Source organism: Syntrophobacter fumaroxidans MPOB (genome assembly GCF_000014965.1).
Classification (GTDB): Bacteria; Desulfobacterota; Syntrophobacteria; order Syntrophobacterales; family Syntrophobacteraceae; genus Syntrophobacter; species Syntrophobacter fumaroxidans.
Window position 1 is genome coordinate 2,324,674 of sequence record NC_008554.1, and the last position, 18,552, is coordinate 2,343,225.

At 63.8% G+C, this 18,552-nt stretch carries 16 protein-coding genes; 8 read left to right on the plus strand and 8 right to left on the minus strand.

The genetic code is table 11. The features are described 5' to 3' along the window. Positions 1-291 precede the first annotated feature (291 nt). Together SFUM_RS09840 and SFUM_RS09845 are read left to right on the plus strand one after the other, a co-directional pair. Positions 292-2,151 (plus strand): hybrid sensor histidine kinase/response regulator, encoded by a 1,860-nt coding sequence (locus SFUM_RS09840; RefSeq protein ID WP_011698761.1) that lies wholly within the window; start codon positions 292-294, stop codon positions 2,149-2,151. Between the two features lie 464 nt (positions 2,152-2,615). Beyond that, the gene (locus SFUM_RS09845; protein WP_011698762.1) at positions 2,616-3,542 is read left to right on the plus strand and encodes a LysR family transcriptional regulator; all 927 of its coding nucleotides are present in this window, start codon (positions 2,616-2,618) and stop codon (positions 3,540-3,542) included. Here SFUM_RS09845 and tsaA read toward each other — a convergent pair. Together tsaA and recD2 are read right to left on the minus strand one after the other, a co-directional pair. After that, positions 3,526-3,921 (minus strand): tRNA (N6-threonylcarbamoyladenosine(37)-N6)-methyltransferase TrmO, encoded by a 396-nt coding sequence (gene tsaA, locus SFUM_RS09850; RefSeq protein ID WP_011698763.1) that lies wholly within the window; start codon positions 3,919-3,921, stop codon positions 3,526-3,528. The two genes, SFUM_RS09845 and tsaA, sit on opposite strands and share 17 nt — an antisense overlap. Positions 3,922-3,924: 3 nt before the next feature. Then, the gene (gene recD2, locus SFUM_RS09855; RefSeq protein ID WP_011698764.1) at positions 3,925-6,123 is read right to left on the minus strand and encodes an SF1B family DNA helicase RecD2; all 2,199 of its coding nucleotides are present in this window, start codon (positions 6,121-6,123) and stop codon (positions 3,925-3,927) included. A 275-nt stretch (positions 6,124-6,398) separates the two neighbouring features. Between recD2 and SFUM_RS09860 the strand changes: the two genes are divergently transcribed. The 3 genes from SFUM_RS09860 (at position 6,399) to SFUM_RS09870 (ending at position 8,087) form a co-directional block, all read left to right on the plus strand. After that, positions 6,399-6,632: a hypothetical protein gene (locus SFUM_RS09860; RefSeq protein ID WP_011698765.1), complete on the plus strand. Its 234-nt coding sequence runs from the start codon at positions 6,399-6,401 to the stop codon at positions 6,630-6,632. Positions 6,633-6,834: 202 nt separating this feature from the next. Beyond that, complete coding sequence (gene yjgA, locus SFUM_RS09865; RefSeq protein WP_011698766.1) at positions 6,835-7,320, plus strand: ribosome biogenesis factor YjgA; 486 nt, start codon at positions 6,835-6,837, stop codon at positions 7,318-7,320. 161 nt (positions 7,321-7,481) lie between these two features. Continuing rightward, a complete protein-coding gene (locus SFUM_RS09870; RefSeq protein WP_011698767.1) occupies positions 7,482-8,087 on the plus strand; it encodes a PAS domain-containing protein in 606 nt (201 codons plus the stop codon). A gap of 103 nt (positions 8,088-8,190) precedes the next feature. Here the strand turns inward: SFUM_RS09870 and SFUM_RS21715 are convergent, their stop codons facing one another. The 3 genes from SFUM_RS21715 to SFUM_RS09885 all read right to left on the minus strand — a co-directional run bounded on the left by SFUM_RS21715 (position 8,191) and on the right by SFUM_RS09885 (position 10,625). Then, the gene (locus tag SFUM_RS21715; protein ID WP_011698768.1) at positions 8,191-9,171 is read right to left on the minus strand and encodes an ROK family protein; all 981 of its coding nucleotides are present in this window, start codon (positions 9,169-9,171) and stop codon (positions 8,191-8,193) included. 55 nt (positions 9,172-9,226) lie between these two features. After that, the gene (locus tag SFUM_RS09880) at positions 9,227-9,829 is read right to left on the minus strand and encodes a hypothetical protein (RefSeq protein ID WP_150109473.1); all 603 of its coding nucleotides are present in this window, start codon (positions 9,827-9,829) and stop codon (positions 9,227-9,229) included. 124 nt (positions 9,830-9,953) lie between these two features. After that, on the minus strand, positions 9,954-10,625 hold the full coding sequence (locus SFUM_RS09885; RefSeq protein ID WP_011698770.1) for a CBS and ACT domain-containing protein: 672 nt from the start codon (positions 10,623-10,625) through the stop codon (positions 9,954-9,956). Between the two features lie 113 nt (positions 10,626-10,738). Between SFUM_RS09885 and SFUM_RS09890 the strand changes: the two genes are divergently transcribed. Then, a complete protein-coding gene (locus SFUM_RS09890; RefSeq protein WP_011698771.1) occupies positions 10,739-11,149 on the plus strand; it encodes a hypothetical protein in 411 nt (136 codons plus the stop codon). Here the strand turns inward: SFUM_RS09890 and SFUM_RS09895 are convergent. Continuing rightward, entirely contained in the window at positions 11,142-12,164 is a 1,023-nt protein-coding gene (locus SFUM_RS09895; RefSeq protein WP_011698772.1) for a rod shape-determining protein, read from the minus strand. The two genes, SFUM_RS09890 and SFUM_RS09895, sit on opposite strands and share 8 nt — an antisense overlap. Positions 12,165-12,251: 87 nt before the next feature. Further along, on the minus strand, positions 12,252-13,700 hold the full coding sequence (locus SFUM_RS09900) for a GAF domain-containing protein (protein ID WP_011698773.1): 1,449 nt from the start codon (positions 13,698-13,700) through the stop codon (positions 12,252-12,254). Positions 13,701-14,000: 300 nt separating this feature from the next. Between SFUM_RS09900 and mutL the strand changes: the two genes are divergently transcribed. After that, a complete protein-coding gene (mutL, locus tag SFUM_RS09910) occupies positions 14,001-16,013 on the plus strand; it encodes a DNA mismatch repair endonuclease MutL (RefSeq protein WP_011698774.1) in 2,013 nt (670 codons plus the stop codon). 256 nt (positions 16,014-16,269) lie between these two features. Beyond that, entirely contained in the window at positions 16,270-17,187 is a 918-nt protein-coding gene (miaA, locus tag SFUM_RS09915) for a tRNA (adenosine(37)-N6)-dimethylallyltransferase MiaA (RefSeq protein ID WP_353743164.1), read from the plus strand. On the opposite strand, the gene nspC is transcribed toward miaA, so the two are convergent. Next, positions 17,166-18,302, minus strand: a complete 1,137-nt coding sequence (gene nspC, locus SFUM_RS09920) for a carboxynorspermidine decarboxylase (RefSeq protein ID WP_011698776.1) — start codon at positions 18,300-18,302, stop codon at positions 17,166-17,168. The two genes, miaA and nspC, sit on opposite strands and share 22 nt — an antisense overlap. Positions 18,303-18,552: the final 250 nt, after the last annotated feature.

Genomic DNA, 18,552 nt, shown 5'->3' on the forward strand with positions numbered 1-18,552 from the left:
TCGAACGTCTGCTATTCTATCCCCCCCGCGGGCAAAAAGCCAGCCCATCCGTGAGCGCTTTTCGCGACGTCGCGGCCGAGGGGGCGATGAAAAGCGGTTTCGCGGCGGGCACGCGCGACGCCGCGAGTCTTTGCGCCCCGGCTCCGCATCGCGCACGGCCGACCGGCCGACATTCGATATCGTTTCATTGCGGTTTTTCCCGCACACTAACACTTCCTGTACGCCGGAGTTGTGCTATACTGTGTGGTATCGTAAATCTTCAGAGGACAACTCTGCCATGAGCCGGCTTTCATGAACGATACAAAAACGACGCACAACGACTTTGCAGACACCATCCGGGAGGAGCAGGTTCGCCTGGCGATGCGGCAGCTTGCAACGATGCAGGCCGCTTCCTTCATCGTCGCCCTGGTCCTGTGTTTCATCGTCCGCAATCAGGTCCCCTTGCCGAAAATCCTCGTGTGGCTGTCGCTCATCCTGGCGGTTGTCGTCGGCCGGGTACACCTTCATCGTCGATTCGTCAAGATACGGGACGGTTCTTTTCCCGGAAAGCAGTGGACGAACGTTTACCTTGCCCTGGCCCTTTTTTCGGGAATCGTCTGGGGGCTGTCCGCCTTTCTGCTGTATCCGTCCGACAACATGGCGCTGATGCCCTTTTTCGTGCTCGTCATGGCCAGCCTCGCCGCCGCCACCACGGTGTCGCATTCCTCCATCAAGCTCGCCCCCGCCGCATGGGCGGTGCCGGCCATGCTGTTCTACGCCGCGCGGTGCGTCATGGAAGGGGGACAGATCGGAGTCACGATCGCTTTTCTGATCGTCGTCTACCTGTTCACCATCGTTCGCTATTCGTTCACCCACAACAGCGCCATCACTTCGGCCATCGCGCTGAAATTCGAGAACCTCAAGCTTCTCGAGGAGGTGCAGACGGTCAACGAGAAGCTGCGCCGGGACATTACCGACCGCAAACGGGCGGAGGTCGAGCGGCTCGAAATGGAACGACGGCTGCTCCACGCCCAGAAGCTCGAGAGCCTCGGCGTCATGGCCGGCGGCATCGCCCACGACTTCAACAATCTCCTCATGGCCATCATGGGAAACCTGGACCTGACCCTCCTGGACCTCCCCAACGATTGCCGCGCCCGCACCTGCGTCGAGCAGGCCTACAAGGCAAGCCGCCGGGCGGGGGAGCTGACGAGCCAGATGCTGGCCTATTCCGGGAAAGGGCACCTGCGGCCCTCTCCCATGGACCTCAGCGACGAGGTGCGCAAGAACGCGCAGCTCTTCCGCGCCGCCATTGAGCGGACCATCACCCTGGAGGTTGCGCTGAGCTCCCGGCCGGCCACCGTCGAGGCCGATCCGGGCCAGATTCAGCAGGTCGTCATGAACCTCATCACCAACGCCTCCGAAGCCATCGGCCAGAACCCCGGCGGGATCGCCATCACCACGGGGACGATGGATTGCGACGAGGAGTGCCTGAGTCGAAGCTGCCTGGACGAAAAGCCTCCCCCGGGACGCTTCGCCTACATCGAGGTGTCGGATACGGGCTGCGGAATGGACGAGAAGACCCGGCAGCGCCTTTTCGACCCCTTCTTCACCACCAAGTTCACGGGCCGAGGCCTCGGGATGTCCGCGGTTATGGGGATCGTGCGGGGTCACAGGGGGGCCATCCTGGTGGAGAGCGAGGTGGGCTGGGGAACCACTGTCCGGGTGCTGTTCCCCGCCTGCGAACCACCCGTTTCCGCGGCCCCCGAGCTCCCGGCCGCGGCGGCAAGCGAGCCGCCCATGATGGGGTCGGTCCTGGTGGTCGACGACGAACACGGGATTCGCGAGCCGTGCATGGCTCACGTGGAGCGGCTCGGGTTCCATGCCGTGGGAGCCGCGGACGGCGAGGAGGCTTTGCGGCTCTTCCGGGACAACGCAAAGGAATTCGTCTGCGTGCTTCTCGATTTGACCATGCCCCGCATGAGCGGCCTGGCCGCATACCAGGAGTTGAAGCGGATACGGCCGGACGTCCCGGTGATCCTCTGCAGCGGCTACGGCGAAGAGGATGCCACCAATCGCTTCGCCGGGCAGAAACTGGCCGGCTTCCTCCACAAGCCCTATACCCTCGAGGAGCTCAAGCAAAGCCTGACCCGGGCGCTCAACGCGGCCGCCTGACATCCCCCGCAAAGAAGAAATCCCGTTCCACCGTTCCACCCCGGAACGGACCGGCACGCGCCGCCCCGCTCACCGCCTCGTCCCGCGCGTTCAGCCGCCTGTCCGAACCCCGTCTTTGCGATTGCAGTCCGGACAATATCGTTATATTATAAGGACTTGCGTTCAAAATGATACTCTAAAAGCGTGGGGGACGTATCCCCCACACCCCCACGCCGCTTCGCGGCTCCGTGTGGCGCTGCGGCGGCGGCCTTCGGCCAGTCGCCGACAGCGCCGAGCACTCGGCCTCACGCGCTTGCGCGTGTGGCCGAAACTTGGGGGGTGCGGGGGAATCATTCCCCCGCTCTTTTGTGCTTGAAAGATCCATCTCTTGAACGCAACTTCGTATCAGAATACAAAAAGAGCTTATCTCGTATCCGATGATTTAAAATGAACGCATCGATCGACTGAATCGATAGGAGAGGGTCATGGAGTTGCGACAGCTCAAGACATTCAGGGTCGTGGCGAACCTTTTGAGCTTCAACAAGGCGGCCGGGCAGCTTCATTACGCACAGTCGAGCATTTCGGCCCAGATTCAAATCCTGGAAGAGGAGCTGGGGGTGCAGCTCTTCGACCGCCTGGGCAAGCGGGTGCAGCTGACGGAGGCCGGCGTGCGGTTGCTCCAGTATGCAAACAAGATACTGGACCTGGTGGACGAGACGAACTCAATGGTCAACCGGGTCAACGAGCCCACCGGGTCATTGACGATCCGGATCCCGGAAACGTTGGGCGTGCGCCGGCTGCCGGCCGTGCTCAGGGAATTCCACTCCCGGTTCCCCAGGGTGCGGCTGAACTTCATCACGTGCGCGCTCGAAGGGCTGGACAAGGACCTGCGCAAGGGCATAACCGATCTGGCGTTCCTGCTTGCCGAATCGATAAACGCGGCGGATCTCGACATGGCGACCCTCGGGTTCGAGCCGGTGGTGCTCGTGGCCGCCCCGGATCATCCCCTGGCCGCGAAAAGGAAAGTGCACACGAGGGATTTGACCGGTTCGACCATCCTGCTTTCGAGGGTGGACTGCAGTTACCGGAAGGTCCTGGAACAGATCCTGGAGCAGGAAGAGGTCACGCGGTTCAACCGGTTCGAATTCAGCAGCGTGGAAGTGATCAAGCACTGCGTCATGGCGGGGGTGGGGATATCGGTCCTGCCGTCGATTGCCGTGGCCGAGGATGTGGCCCGCAAGCGGATGGTCGTTCTCCCCTGGTCCGAGGGCGGGATCCAGGTGGCCGTGCTCATGGTCTGGTACCGCGAACGATGGATTTCACCCACCCTGCAGGCGTTCATGGACGTCACGAAAAAGGTGTTCGCGCAGGCGGCCGAAAAACCGTCCCGGGCGGTCAGTACTCGCACTTGACGTCCAGGAGCGGCGTGCCGTCGAAGGCGTCCAGGCCCCGGACGGCGATGTTCGTTCCTTCGACGGCCAGGATTTCGACGTTTTCGATGGCGATCGGGTTGGGCCGATGCGGGCTGCGGGTGGAAAAAACTCCCCGAAGCGGTCGGGAGCGGTCGCCCCGGGGGTGAACCTGGAGCCGGTCGCGCTCCCCCAGGTGCATCCAGTAGAGGATGACGATGTTCTGGCCGGGTTTGAGCCCGACGCAGGCGTCCCGGTATCGTTCCTCGATTTCCAGGACCCCTTCGATCCGGGCTTCCCGACCCTGCCGGGGTGCTTCGGCGGCACTCCGGAGGGGGCTTCGAATCACTCCGATGGGCTCGATCGTCAGTGCATGCGTCATGTGTCACTCCGGGCTCGTGAAAACGACCCCTTCCAAACGTTCGCGCAGCAGCGTGAACCTCCGGTCGGTGTCGTTGTTCCGAACGGCGATGGCGAGGGCCTTCCTGCTCCCCACGACAACCACGAGCTTGCGGGCGCGGGTGATGGCGGTGTAGAGGAGATTGCGCCGAAGCATCATGAAATGCTGGGTGAGCAGCGGGAAGACAACGGCCGGGTATTCGCTGCCCTGCGCCTTGTGGATGCTGACCGCATAGGCGAGAACCAGTTCGTCGAGCTCCGAAAAGTCATATGGGACCCGCCGGCCGTCGATATCCACCTCCACCAGCTGCTCTTCGAAGTCGATCTTCGCGATGCGCCCGAGGTCCCCGTTGAAGACGTCCTTGTCGTAGTTGTTGCGGACCTGCATGACCTTGTCGTGCAGCCGAAAGGTCCGGTCTCCCCGCTGCACGAAGCGGGTTTCGGGGTTGAGCGCCTCCTGGAGCGCGGTGTTGAGCCGCTGGGCGCCGACGGCCCCCCGGTGCATGGGGCTGAGCACCTGGATGTCCTCCACCGGGTCGAGACCGAACCGCTGCGGTATGCGTTCCGTGCACAGTTTGAGGATCACGCGGCACACTTCCTCGGGGTCTTCCTTTGCAATGAAGTAAAAGTCCTGCAGGCCCTCCCGCTCGTTCTCCATTTGCGGGAACTTCCCCTGCCGCACCAGGTGCGCGTTGACCACGATGCGGCTCTGCCTGGCCTGGCGGAAGACTTCGTCGAGTCTCACCACGGGAAATCGCCCCGAATCGATGATGTCCTTGAGCACGTTCCCCGGCCCCACCGAAGGCAACTGGTCCGCGTCGCCCACCAGCACCAGGGTCGCCTGGGGCGGCACCGCCTTGAGCAGGTAATGCATGAGCAGAAGGTCGAGCATGGAGGTCTCGTCGACGATGACGAGATCCGCCGGGAGGGGTTTGAGCTCGTTGCGGACGAAACCGCCGGCCTGAGGGCTGTATTCGAGCAGCCGGTGAATCGTCCCGGCGGAGTACCGGGTGGTTTCGCTCAACCGCTTGGCCGCCCTCCCCGTCGGCGCGGCCAGGCATATCCGCGCGTGCATTTCCCTGAAGACGGCGAGAATCGCCCGGACCAGGGTCGTCTTCCCGGTGCCGGGGCCGCCCGTGATCACCACGACCTTGTCGGTCAAGGCGCGCTTCACCGCCTCTTCCTGCAGCGGAGCCGGCTTGAAGGGCAGTTTGTTCTTCAGCCATTTGACCGCCGCCTCCGGGTCCACCCCGCGCCGGAACGGCCGGTACGTCTGCAGCTGGGTGAGCCGCCGGGCCACTTCGGTTTCCGCCACGTGGTAGCCCCGCAGGGTGACGGCCCGATCCTCACCGAAACGGGTTGCGGCTTGAGGCGGCAGGGACTCCTGGACCAGCCTCCGGTCGGCCGTCAGCCGGGACACGGCGTCCCGGAGCACCTCGGACGGAATCTGGAGCAACTCCCGGCATTGTTCGACCAGCCATTCGTGCGGAACGCACACGTGCCCCTCCTCCGAGCTGCGGTGGAGCACGAACAGGACGCCCGCCTCGGCCCGCAGCGGGGAGTCCGCCGTAAAACCCAGGCTCTGCGCGATCCGGTCCGCGGTGAGGAAGCCGATCCCCGATACGTCCATGGCCAGCCGGTAGGGATTCTCCTTGACCGCTTCCAGGGAGCTCTTGCCATAGTGCTTGAAAATGCGGGCCGCATACGCCGCGTTGACGCCGTGAGTCCGAAGAAAAACCATCACGTCGCGGATGTCCCTCTGTTCCTCCCACGCCTTGCGGATCCGGTCCAGCCGGTACGCCCCGATCCCCTCGACCTCCCGCAGCCGTTCGGGTTCGTTTTCGATCACTTCCAGGGTATCCACCCCGAAACGGTCCACGATGCGGTCCGCCATCTTGGCCCCGATACCCCGGATCAGTCCGGATCCCAGGTACTTGCGGATGCCCACCTCGGTGGACGGCATCGTCGTCTCGTAGCGCTCCACCTGGAACTGCTCCCCGAAACGGGAATGCACCGTCCAGGAACCTTCCATGAGGAGCACCTCGCCGGGGGTCACCGACACGAAATTCCCCACTACCGTCACGAGTTCCCGCCTGCCCGGGATTTTGACCTTGAGGACGCTGTACCCGTTCTCCTCCGCGCTGTAGGTGAGGCGTTCCACCAAGCCTCTGATTTGTTCCGCCATATCCGCGTTCCCCGGCAAGTCCGCAAGTTATTCCCGTACAATGATGATTTTGCAAAGTCTATCATTGTTGACGGGAGAGCAATATCTTTTTGACAATCCAAAGCCGCATGTTAATATACCACTATCCCGCGGCGGGGGGCGTAAACGGTTTACTTCATGCAAGAAATTTGCTATTGAAACGGGCACGCCCCGGTTCATCTCCGTGGGAGCGGCGGACCCTTAAGTGCCCAGGCTTGAAGGACCGGACTATTTTATTACTCGGGGGGATTTGCCTGATGTCTCTTTACATCAAAACGGACGATTATCGCAAACATGGTATCAGCAAGTATTCGGATCCTGACACCATTCGAGCGGTCGTTCAAAAGGAACTCAACATCGAACGGGTTTTTGTGTCTTTCGTCAACAAGCATGAGTACATCCGCGTGGACTTCCTGCGCCCGCGCCCGCCGCGGCGGTCCAGGCGACGCCAGTACCTGAAGAAGGCATCGGAAAGTACCCAGCAGGCATGACGACGACGGGCACCCTCCTCGGGTGCCCTTTTCATTTGCACGGCGCGCGGCCCGCCGCTCCCGGACGGGACAACCGGAGCGATCCCCGAGCCCTTCCCGCAAGCGCCCCCCGGATCGTTCCGGCGGGGTCCCGGACATCCCCCCGACATCGCACCCCGGAGTCATTTCCCTGTCCCCCGGCTTGAAAACGATCGGACCCCTGATGGAACCGAAAAGCAAATCGCAGATCAAACGGGAAATGCTGGCCCTGCAGTCTCTCGGAGAACAGCTGGTCAAGCTGGGACAGGACCGGCTCAACCGGATGGACCTCGACCCGGACCTCCGCGAAGCCGTGCTCCATGCCGGGACGCTCGGCAAAGGCGAGGCACTCCGCCGCCAGATGCAATACATCGGCGTGCTCATGCGCGACATCGATCCGGAACCGATCCGGGAGGCCCTCGAGGCCATCGCTCACGGCCGCGGACATGATGCGCGGCTCTTTCAGAAGCTCGAACGGTGGCGGGAGGAGTTGATCGAGGGCAACGAGGAGACACTGGCGCAGATCCTGGCCGAGCATCCGCGAGCGGACGGGAAAATGTTGCGCCGGTTCGCGCTCAACGCCCGCAGGGAACGGGAAGCAAAAGCTCCCCCCAAGTCTTCCCGGGCATTGTTTCGCACCCTGAGAGCGCTTTCGCTCGAGGGCTCCTGAGCGCGATCCGGCCCGACACAACCACGGGCGCGGCCGCTTCATGGGCGAACCGCCCCGGGCTTTACCCCGGGGTCGATCCGTGCTTATATGGAGCCGTGTAAGAGCGGACGGCGGATTCTTTCCGCATTCCATCACACAAACGAATCGGGGGGAGTGGAATCGTGATTTTACGGGGATTGCTGGAAACGGACAGCTTTGTCGGGGGTATCCTCAATGCGATGCCTCTGCCGGTGTTCGTCGTCGACGACGACATGGGGATCATCGCCTACAATCAGAGCGCCTCGCAACTGCTGGGCAGCGACCCGGAAACGGTCATCCGCAGACGCACGGGCGAGCTTCTTCACTGCGTCCATTCGTATGAAACCCAAGAAGGATGCGGCAGAGCCCCGCTGTGCAGGGACTGCATCTTGAGGAACGCGGTCGGAGAGTGTCTGCGGGAGGGCAAAGCGATCCGCAGGAAAGCCCTGATGGAGGTGGCGCCGAAAAGCGCCCCCGCCCGGACGATCGACCTCTTCGTCACCGCGGCGCCGTTCAAATACCAGGCGGGCGGATACGCGCTCCTGGTGCTCCAGGACGTCACCGAGCTGGTGGAACTGAGAAGTATCGTTCCCATCTGTTCCTACTGCAAGAAAATCCGCAACGACGCGCAGTACTGGGACAGCGTGGAGCTGTACATCAAGACGCACATCGACGTGCAGTTCTCGCACGGCATTTGCCCGGAGTGTTTCGAGAAGGTCCGTTTGGACCGTCCCGAAAAGGACCCTTGACGGGAGACGGAACCGCGGATTCCAAACGAACCCAAATCCGGACGGCAAATCCGCGGCGAATCGGTTCGGAGCTCACCCCAACGGCGTCCGCTCGATGCCGGGCTCAGGCTCCATGCCCGAGCTGCCGCCAGGCGGCCAGGGCCGCGCCGAGCGGTGCCGCATCATCTCCCAGGACACCCCGCCGGATGACCGCGTCCGCGGCTTCGAACATCGTCGCGTGCTCGGCAAGACTCACCACGAGCGCCCCTTCGAACTGGTCCCAACCCGCGCTCACTCCCCCGCCGATGACGGCGTGCCGCACGCCCAGCACCGTGAAGCAATTGCTCAACGCCAGCCCGATGGCCCATCCCATGCGCCGGAACACCTCACGCGCAAGGGGATCTCCCTGCAGCGCCAGCCGGTGAACGTCCCGCGCGGCGACCTTTGCGGGCTCCAGCGGCCTCTGTTCAATTCCCGCTACAGGTGCGCCCGTCGCGGCCGCTTCCAGGAACCCTTCGACCAGGGCCCGACCCGACGCGTAGGCCTCCAGGCACCCGCGCGCGCCGCATGCGCAGGGGCGTCCGCCGGGGACGACGATCATGTGCCCGATTTCGCCCGCAAACCCCAGGTTGTCCCCGGTCCACAAATGATTGTCGAGAACCAGGCACCCTCCCACCCCCGTTCCGAGGGTCAGACCGACCCAGTTGGGAATGGATCGGCCCGCGCCCAACCGGCTTTCACCGATGCCGAAACAATCGGCGTCGTTGAGCATGACCACGGGAAGGTCCAGCGCCGTTCGGAGCTCCGCGGCAAGAGGGTAGCCGTTCATACGGGGGAGATTGGGAGAAAAGACGACGCGTCCTTCACGAGGATCGATCCTGCCCGCCACTCCAAGGCCCGCGGCCCGCACGGCCGCGCCGAAACCGGACGCGGCGAGCCGCAGGGAACGGCATTCCTCGATCAGGCGGCGGGCCGTCTCCCGGCCCTCGAGCCACGCCCCGGTCGCCGTCCGGCTCTGCAGAACGATTCGTCCCCGGGGATCGACGAGGGCCGATCGCATGTTGGTCCCGCCGACATCAATTCCGATTACCAGGTCCTCGGTCATGGGACTCCAGGGTGCGGGCGCCGCCGCGGGGATCCCGCGGCGGTTCCGCCTGCGTTCAGCCAACGAAGCTCTCCGGCAGGTAGAACACGTAGTGAAGCGAGAGCACGTCGAACTGGGCGTCGCTCTCCTCCCGGATCACGTCGTAGAGGGCCTTGAGAGAACCGGCCCCGGCCACGCGCCGCCCGAACCGCTGCAGATCGTACCAGACGGGGTGAACGGGCAGCAGAAAATCCTGGACGCTGCCGCGCCAAATCACGCGCAACGCGTCCCTTTCCTCGGTGATCGTCTTGTAGAAGCGCCGCAGCAGGTCGGTGCGCAGGATCGGCGAAGGTTCCTTGGTCACGCATTCCATCATCGCCGCCAGCCGATAGACGCGGCGCATGGACGCTTCGTCGTCCCGGTGCCGGTAGAGACCCATCACCGTGAAATGAAGGCCTCCGTCCAGGGTGATGTGATCCGGGACGAAGGCGACGTGCCGGTGGCCCTCGGCGCGCAGCGCGTCCTCGCGATGCGCTTCGAACCGGCCCGATTCCTCCCGCGTGCACATCATGACGAAGCCGCTCCGCCACTCGCCCCGCCGGAATTCCAGGGGCCGGCGGACAATCACGTTGTCCCCCCGACCTCCGCCTCTGTCTTTGAATTGGATGATGTCAGCCACGGCACCGTTCCGCGCGATCCCGGGCAAGCCGCTCCGGAAAGCGCGCAAAGACCGCCGGACGCCAGGCCCGCATCGACCCGGCCGTCCCTTCCCCTCCCGGACCGCCGGACGCCGCAATGGCGGGTCAGCGCGGCAGGTAGGCAGTGAGATCCTCAACGTACTGGGTGATCACCTTGTACCCCGCCTCGGTGAGGATGGACACGGCCTTATCGTAGACATCCGTGTTCACCCGCAGGATGACCTGCCAGACATCGGGATGGGCGACGAGGGGGACGAACAGCACGCTGCTGATGTTGATTCCCGCCTGCGCCATGTAATTGCAGACCTCGGCCAGGAGCCCGATGCGATCGACCGCCAGCAGCGACAGCCGCTTGGTGTTGTCGCTCAACCCGAGAGCGGTCAGCACCACCTGCATCAGGTCCGTGACCGTGATGATCCCCACCAGCCTGTCGTCCTTGACCACCGGGAGGGCTCCGAACTTCTTGTCGTGGATGATGAGCGCGGCCCGCTCGATGTGCATGTCGGGAGTGGCGGTTACGACATTGCGCGTCATGACGTTGGCCACGGTCAGTTTCTGCAGCACGTAGGTGAGCTCGTGCACGCTCAGCGTGGTGGCCGGAGAAGCCCAGACCTGCCGGAGATCCCGGTCCGTCACGAGGCCCACCAGGTGCGCCTTGCCGTCGGTGACCGGCAGATGCGAGATACGGTGGTTGTCCATCATTTCCCGGGCCTTGAACACGGAGGTTTCCGGGGTTATGGTCAGCAGCTTGGTCTTCATATACCAGCCGACGTACATGATGCCCCTCCTTATTATTTTGTTCCATTCCCCCTGTCGACTGAATAGAATAGGAATTCAGCGGCGCGGGTGTCAACATCAAAGTCGTTTCGGACGGCGGGAGGAAGGATCGGGTGAGAGGCGAAGGGAACATCAGAGACCAGGAACTGCTGAAAAAGCTCTCCGAGGCTATCGAGGAATGGGAGATCTCCCCGTATTTCCTTCCCGCCGACGAACTGTTCGACCTGGAGCGATTTCTGGCGGACCACGATGCCGATCAGACCCGGGGCGAACTCGAAGCCATCTACGGAACTCCCCTCAACTACAACTTCTGGTCGTCCTTTCTCGCCTTCCATCGCCTCAAGCGGGCCCGCGAGGAAACCCGGGTTCAGGACGCTCTCCGGGAAGAAAAACGCAGGCAGTACCTCATGGTGGTGGAGGAAGAAAAAAGGGCCGGAAAGAAATGGCTCAAGGAATGGTTCCACAACCAGCGCCGCCGGCAGATCAGAATCCTCCCCGGCGGCCGCGGCGGCAAACCTAGTTGATGAACACGGACCGGTGAAAATCCAGGTGTTCGATGACCGTGCCGGCACCGCGCGCGACCGCGGTGAGGGGATCTTCGGCGATGTTCACCTTGAGCGTGGTGTACTGGCTGAGCAGCCGGTCGAGGCCCCGGAGCAGCGCTCCGCCTCCGGCCAGCCAGAATCCCTTGTCGTGGATGTCCGCCGCAAGGTCCGGCGGCGTTTTTTCCAGGGCGCGCTTCACCGCTTCCACGATGGCATAGACCGGTTCCTTGATGGCTTCCCGGATTTCCTCATCGGTGACGGTGAAGGTGCGGGGAATGCCGGTGAGGATTTCCTTGCCGGTGACTTCCAGCGTCTCGGGCTGATCCAGGGGCGCCGCCGTGCCGATTTTCATCTTGATGTTCTCGGCCAGGACTTCGCTGATGATCATCTGCCGCTCCCGCTGCATATAACGAAGGATGGCCTCGTTGGCTTCGTCCCCCGCCACCCGCACGGATTCGCTGTAAGCCACCGCGAACATCGAAATGACGGCCACCTCGGTGGTGCCGCCGCCGATGTCCACGATCATGTTGCCGAACGGCTGGTCCACGGGCAGACCGGTCCCGATCGCCGCGGCCATGGGTTCCTCGACCAGGTGGATGTGCCGCGCCCCGGCCTGTTCGGCCGCTTCGATGACCGCCCGTTTCTCCACCGACGTGATGCCCGTGGGAACGGCCACCACCAGCCGGGGCCGGACGAACTGACGGCGTTTGAGCACCTTGCTCAGAAAATACTTGATCATCACCGCGGTGACTTCGAAATCGGCGATGACACCGTCTTTCAGCGGCCGGATGGTGACCACGCGCTGGCTGTGGCGCCCGATGATGTTGCGGGCTTCCTGCCCCACGGCGATCACCTGGTGGGTGTCCTGGTTGATGGCGACCACCGACGGTTCGTTCAGGACGACACCCCTGCCCCTGAGATAGATCAGCGTGTTGGCGGTCCCCAGATCCATGGCCAGGTCTTTGGAAAAATATGATAAAAGCCGTTCAAACATAGGTGACCCTTTGTGTTTGTCGGGATGCATTCCATTCGATCCAGTGGCCGTAAAGTCTATAGAGAATGCCCCGGCCGGTCAATCACTTTATGTTCCGGCAGGCTCGGTCCGGGCGTGGAAGCCGGCAAAGAGGCGCTGATGCGCGAGGGACCACAGTTCATCCCCGTGCGTGCCGTCCTGGGGAAACCCGACGGTGGCGACATAGGCGTGCAGCTTCGCTCCCTTGCCTCGCGTGCGGATGATCTGACGGCCTATGTCCTCCATGCGGGCGAGGTGCAGTTCGGCCTCCTGAACGGTCGTTTCCGGGAAAATGATGCCGTAACGGTTTTCCGCCATCTGGCCCACGGAGACTTCCGCGGGAAGGATGCCGCAGATGGCTCCCGCCAAATCCCTTTGCCACTGGCGAATCAGTTTGGGGGCGGCCTTGGTGTAAAGCACCTGCCACGGCTCATACTGGACGACCGCCAGAGTGAAAGGCGTGCTCCCCTGCATCGCCGCTCCCAGCATCTCATCGAGCCGCGCTTCAAAGCTGAAGGGATTGTAAAGCGCGGTGGCCAGATCGTAAGCCCGCAGGTGATCGCATTCCTCCTTGTAGCAGAGCTGTTCGAGCAGCAACTGGAAGAAGTGCAGGGCGTGCGACACGGCCTGCTCGAACTCCTGGTTCAACTCCATCGCCTGCCGGGACAGAAACGCCATGGCCAGCACGTGCCCGAGCGAGGTCTCCGCGGGCAGCCCCCAGAGGGTGCCGTGATGCGGCAGGCTCTCAGCCGGAGTGAACAGAAAATGTTCGGAGGCCTGGGGATTGAGCCGCGTGATGAGAAGCGGCTTGCCGGTCTGGAATATCCGCCCGATCAGCCCCTGCTTGACCACGTAGTGCGTGCTGATGAGGCTGCGGGGCACGTTGGGCGTGCACGAGTAGAGGCGGTAGTTGGCGCTCGCCGGGTCGCGCAGCGAGAGGAAACCGTATTCCGCGCCCACCAGCCGGCAGCATTCTTCGACCACCAACCGGCTGTAATCCTCGAGGGCATGCCCTTTGAACGCCACATCATCCAGGCGCGTCCAAAGCTCGAAAATGCGCGAGTAATTGTGCCGTTGAACGGCTTGTTGCTGGCGCAGCAAGAGTTCGTGCAGGACGTCCGCGATTTCGCGGATCCATTTCTGCTGCTTGTCGTTGAACCCCCAGCCGTACTTGGTGTCCACGTACAGCACCCCGGCGCCGTCGCCCACCGGAACTGCAAAAAGCCCCTTGATGTGCGACTCCCCCTCACGATAAAAAGGAACGGTGGACGCAAGAGACGCCGATATATCCGGGAGCTTGTCCAGGTGAATGGTCTGACCGACCTTCTGAACCTGGGAGAGGATGCCGCTTTGCTCCAGCGGCAGCGTCACCCGTTCGGGAAGGAACTTGCTCAACGACTGCGAAGCCGCCATGCTGAGCTGTCGAAGTTTCGGGTCGATGACGAAGAAAGCCGTCGTGTAGGCTTCCAGGATGTTGCTGAGGAGGCTTACAAGCGATTGGTAGGGATTGGGGTGCATACGCTACATTCGCCTTCCGCTCATGAATCCTTCCGGCAACGGCTTTCCCCCGGAGGCGCCCGGCCCGGTGGAGCGCCGGTTTGCATCGCTTTCGGGAGCGTCGCCCGGGGTGTTCGAACCCGGCGGGGAACAGGAATTGCGGGTCCCGGGGACTCCTTTTTCCCATCCCTGCAGGCTTGGCGTCGCTTCCGCGTTATAATGCCTCCGGTGTCCGGGGATGGGGGCACTCACCTTGTTTTTCGGAGACGGTGAATATCACTCCATTAGAGTATTAAAGGGAAAAAGTAAAGCGAGAATCACATGGCCAGAATCACGATTTTGCCCGATATCCTGTGCAACCAGATCGCCGCCGGAGAAGTGGTGGAGCGGCCGGCCGCCGTCGCCAAGGAGCTCCTCGAGAACAGCATCGACGCCGGCGCCCGAAGGATCTCCCTGTCCATCGCCGACGGAGGCCGAAAAGAGATCCGGGTGGTGGACAACGGCTCGGGCATGCACCCCGACGATGCGCTCCTGGCCCTGGAACGCCACGCCACCAGCAAGATCCGGTCCATCGAGGACCTGCAGGCGATCGGTTCCCTGGGGTTTCGCGGCGAAGCCCTTCCCAGTATCGCCGCGGTGAGCCGCTTCGAACTGGTGACGCGCGAACCCGATGCCGTCGCGGGGACGTTCATCCGGGTCGAAGGCGGCGTGGTGCGCGAGGTCCGCGAAACCGGGTCCCCCGCGGGAACCAGGATCACCGTTCGCGACCTTTTCTACAACGTGCCCGCTCGACGCAAATTCCTGCGCGCCGCGGACACCGAAACCGCATACATCTGCGACCAGTTCCAGCGGCTGGCCATGGCTCACCACGCCGTCCATTTTCAGCTCATCAACCGGGAACGCACCCAATACGACTTCCCCGGCGCGGCCTCGCCCGAAGAGCGGGCCGGGCAGGTTCTCGGCGCCGAGACCCTCAAGCGCGCCATCCCCTTTTGCGTGGAAAACGCGTCCGCCAGGCTCCGAGGCATGGTCGGCACACCCGACCTGCAGCGGGCCAACAGCCATTCCCTCTTCGTTTTCGTGAACGGCCGGCCGGTCTGGGACCGCGCCGTCAACCGGGCGATCCTCGCGGCCTTCGAGAGCCTCATCCCGCGGGGCAAGTTCCCCGTCGCGGTGCTCTTCCTCGAGCTCGATCCCCTCCATGTGGACGTCAACGTTCACCCCACCAAGCGCGAAGTCCGGTTCAAGCACCCCGGAGGCGTCATCGACACCGTGCGCGGGGCCATCCGCGACGCTCTGTGCCACCTCAGGCCGCTCCACGGCTCCGCCGCTGCCGCACCCCGTCCCTTCTCCGAAACGGCGGACCAGCGGGCTTTCCGCGATTCCCTGGTGAGGGAAGGCCAATTGTCCTTCGACCGCGGCCGTCCCCTCTCGCGCCCGCCAGGCTTCCCGTCCGAGCGTTGGCGCGAAAGGCACCGGCCCGACGCCGAACCGCCGTACCCGCTCTTGCGCGAGCCGGCGCCGACGGAGAATCCCCGCCGCGAGGCCGGATCTCCGCCCGCAGCCCCCGCCGATTCACTCTTCGACGAAGGCGCGGCGCCGCAGCCCGACAATCCCGACACCGACTTTTTTGCCGAACCGAAGCGGGCGGCCGGCGGGCCGGCCTCGACCCATGCGCCCGTCACGGTCGATACGGCGGCCTTCGCGGACGCCTTCCAGGCCTTCGAAGCCGCGACACACCTCCATGCCGGCGATGTCCCGGCTCTTGCCGAGCTTCCCGTCATCGGCCAGCTCGCCAACACCTACATCCTGCTCGAAGCCCCCGACGGGCTGATCCTCATCGACCAGCACGCGGCTCACGAGCGCATCATCTTCGACGCCCTCTCCTTTCCGGCCGGCGGTCCGGCCCGGCAGAGGCTGATACGCCCGGCCGTCATCGATCTCCCCCCGCGCGATGCGGCCATGCTCCGCCGCTGGCTGCCGCTGCTCGAGGAAATCGGCGTCGAAATCGAATCCTTCGGCGGCGACTCCTTCGTCGTGCACGCCGTCCCGGCACCCCTTGGCGAATGCCCGCCCGAGGGGCTGGTCCGCGAGTTGCTCGCCTCGGCCATCGAAGGCGATGACGCCCCGCGCTGGAACGTCCTCGGCCGCCTGGCCAAGACCGCCGCCTGCCACCGCGCCGTGAGGGCGGGCCAGCGGCTGAGACCCGAGGAAATCCGGCTCCTCCTGGAAGGGCTCGACCGTACCCGGTTCGCTTCCACCTGCCCGCACGGCCGCCCGGTCTGGTACAAGATGACCCTCTCCGACGTCGCCAGGCTCTTCCAGCGCACATGACCGGGACAACAGCCGGATTTCGATATCCCCCTTCTTCCGGAAGGGGTACGAAGAGGAGAGGCGAATCCTTGAGCGAACTACCGTCAAAGACCGTGGACGCCCGCCCCCCGGATTGTAGGGTCATACGGACAGGACAGGTGAATCCTTGAACGACACAACGGCAAAGACTCTCAATTGCTCCCCGGCCTCCCGCGACGGGTTCCCGGAGACGCTCGGCGACTTCGGGCGCACGCGCGTCGACCTTCCCGTCGTCCTCGTGGCGGGCCCCACCGGAGTGGGCAAGACCGCGTTCGCCGTCGAGCTCGCCCGCGCCCTGGGCTCCGAGATCGTCAACGCCGACTCCATGCAGGTCTATCGGCACATGGACATCGGCACCGCCAAGCCCACCCCGCGGGAACGCTCGGCCGTTCCACACCACCTGATCGACATCGTCGACCCCGATGAACCCTTCGATGCGGGCGACTACCTGGCCCGGGCAAGACCCGTCATCGCGACCCTGCACGAGGCGGGCAAGGTCCCCATCGTCGTCGGCGGCACGGGGCTCTACCTCAAGGTTCTCACGCGCGGCATCTGCGCGGGCGCTCCCGGCGATCCCGACGTGCGCCGACGGCTGATCGAGGAGGAACTGACCCTCGGGCTTCCCGCTCTCCACGAGCGGCTGCGCGACGTGGACCCGCCGCTCGGCGCCCGCATCCACCCCAACGACCGCCAGCGCATCCTCCGGGCGCTCGAAGTCTTTCACCATTCCGGCAAGCCGCTCTCTTACTGGCAGCGGCAACACCGCTTCGAAGACGCTCCGTACCGGACGCTCAAGATTTTCCTCCACCGGCCGCGGGAAGTACTCTACGCGCGCATCAACGACCGGGTGGACGCCATGATGGCGCAGGGTTTCCTCGATGAGGTGCGAAACCTCCTCGCCATGGGCTGCGGGCCGGAGCTCAAGCCCATGCAGTCGCTGGGCTACAGGCAAATGGCGCGCCATCTGCGCGGGGAGATGTCCCTGGATGAGGCCGTGAACGAAATCCGGCGCGACACCCGGCGCTACGCCAAGCGGCAGCTCACCTGGTTTCGCGCCGACCCGGAATACCGGTGGTTCGATGCCGCGGACACGCACGGGCTTGTGGCCCGGATCGTGCGGGAAACCCCCGATCTTCACGACAACCGGTTACGGTAGTCTTCGTAGCCGAATTTGCGCACGACGCGTACGTTTCCCCTCCGGTCACGGATGGCGATGGAAGGGAGGCGCACTCCGTTGAAGGTGTTGTTTTTCACCATGGTGTAGTGGGCCATGTCGAGGAAGGCAAGCTTTGAGCCGATCCGGAGCGGCTCGGGAAAGGAGTAGTCGCCGATGACGTCGCCGGCGAGGCAGGTGAGCCCGCCCAGGCGGTAGGTGTGAGGGTATTCTCCCGGCATGCCCGCGCCATCGATTTCCGGGCGGTAGGGCATTTCCAGAACGTCGGGCATGTGGGCCGCGGCCGAGGTGTCGAGGATGGCGATGTCCATTTCATTGTGAATGAGATCAAGGACCGATGCGCCAAGAATCCCGGTGTTGAGTGCGACGGCCTCCCCGGGTTCCAGGTAGATTTCCAGGGGATGGCGGCTTCTGAAATCGTCGATCAGCCGACAGAGCAGGTCGACGTCGTAGTCGGGGCGCGTGATGTGGTGTCCGCCGCCGAAGTTCACCCACTCCATCCTTTCCAGGAAAGCTCCGAACCGGGTTTCGAACGCCGCCAGAGTCCGCTCCAGGGAATCCGCGTCGAGCTCGCACAACGTGTGAAAATGCAGACCGCTGATGCCGTCCAGGTCTTCCTCGCGAAAGGCGCTCCGTGGGACCCCGAGCCTCGAGAAGCGGGCACACGGATCGTAGATCGGGACGCTCACTTCGGAGTGTTCCGGATTCACGCGGATCCCGCACCGGACGGGGGCCGGGTGATCGAACACCCGGGACTTGAAACGGTTCCACTGGGAAAAGGAATTGAACACCAGGTGATCGCAGTACTCCAGGAGCTCCGTGAGCTCGGATTCCCGGTAAGCGGGGGCGTAGGCGTGGACCTCACCGCGGAATTCCTCGAATCCCAGGCGCGCCTCGTCCGGCGAACTGGCCGCAACGCCTGCCAGAACTTCCCGGATTTGCGGGAAGAGGCTGAACATGGCAAACCCTTTGAGCGCCATGAGGATGCGGCACCCGGTGCGCTGCCGAACCGTGTCGAGCACGGCCAGGTTGCGGTCCAGGGCCGCTTCGTCGACAACGTAACAAGGGGTTTCGATGTTCGAAAGATCGAAGGTCATGCATCGTGCCTCAAAAAGCGTTTTCCAGGCGTAACCATTGGCAATTTCCGACAATTGTGGAATGCCGAGTCGTACATCGCACCCCCAAAAGCGTGCCTCGCCCCGCGCCGATATGAGGCGTCTGCCGGAGCGGTTTTCCGACAAAAAACGGGGTTTCTTCCCCGTACGGGCGTAGGACCGGGGTTTATCCCCGCCCCCAAACCGAAACCCCGCCCCTTGCTACGATTTGCGCCGCAGACCACGCCCTTTC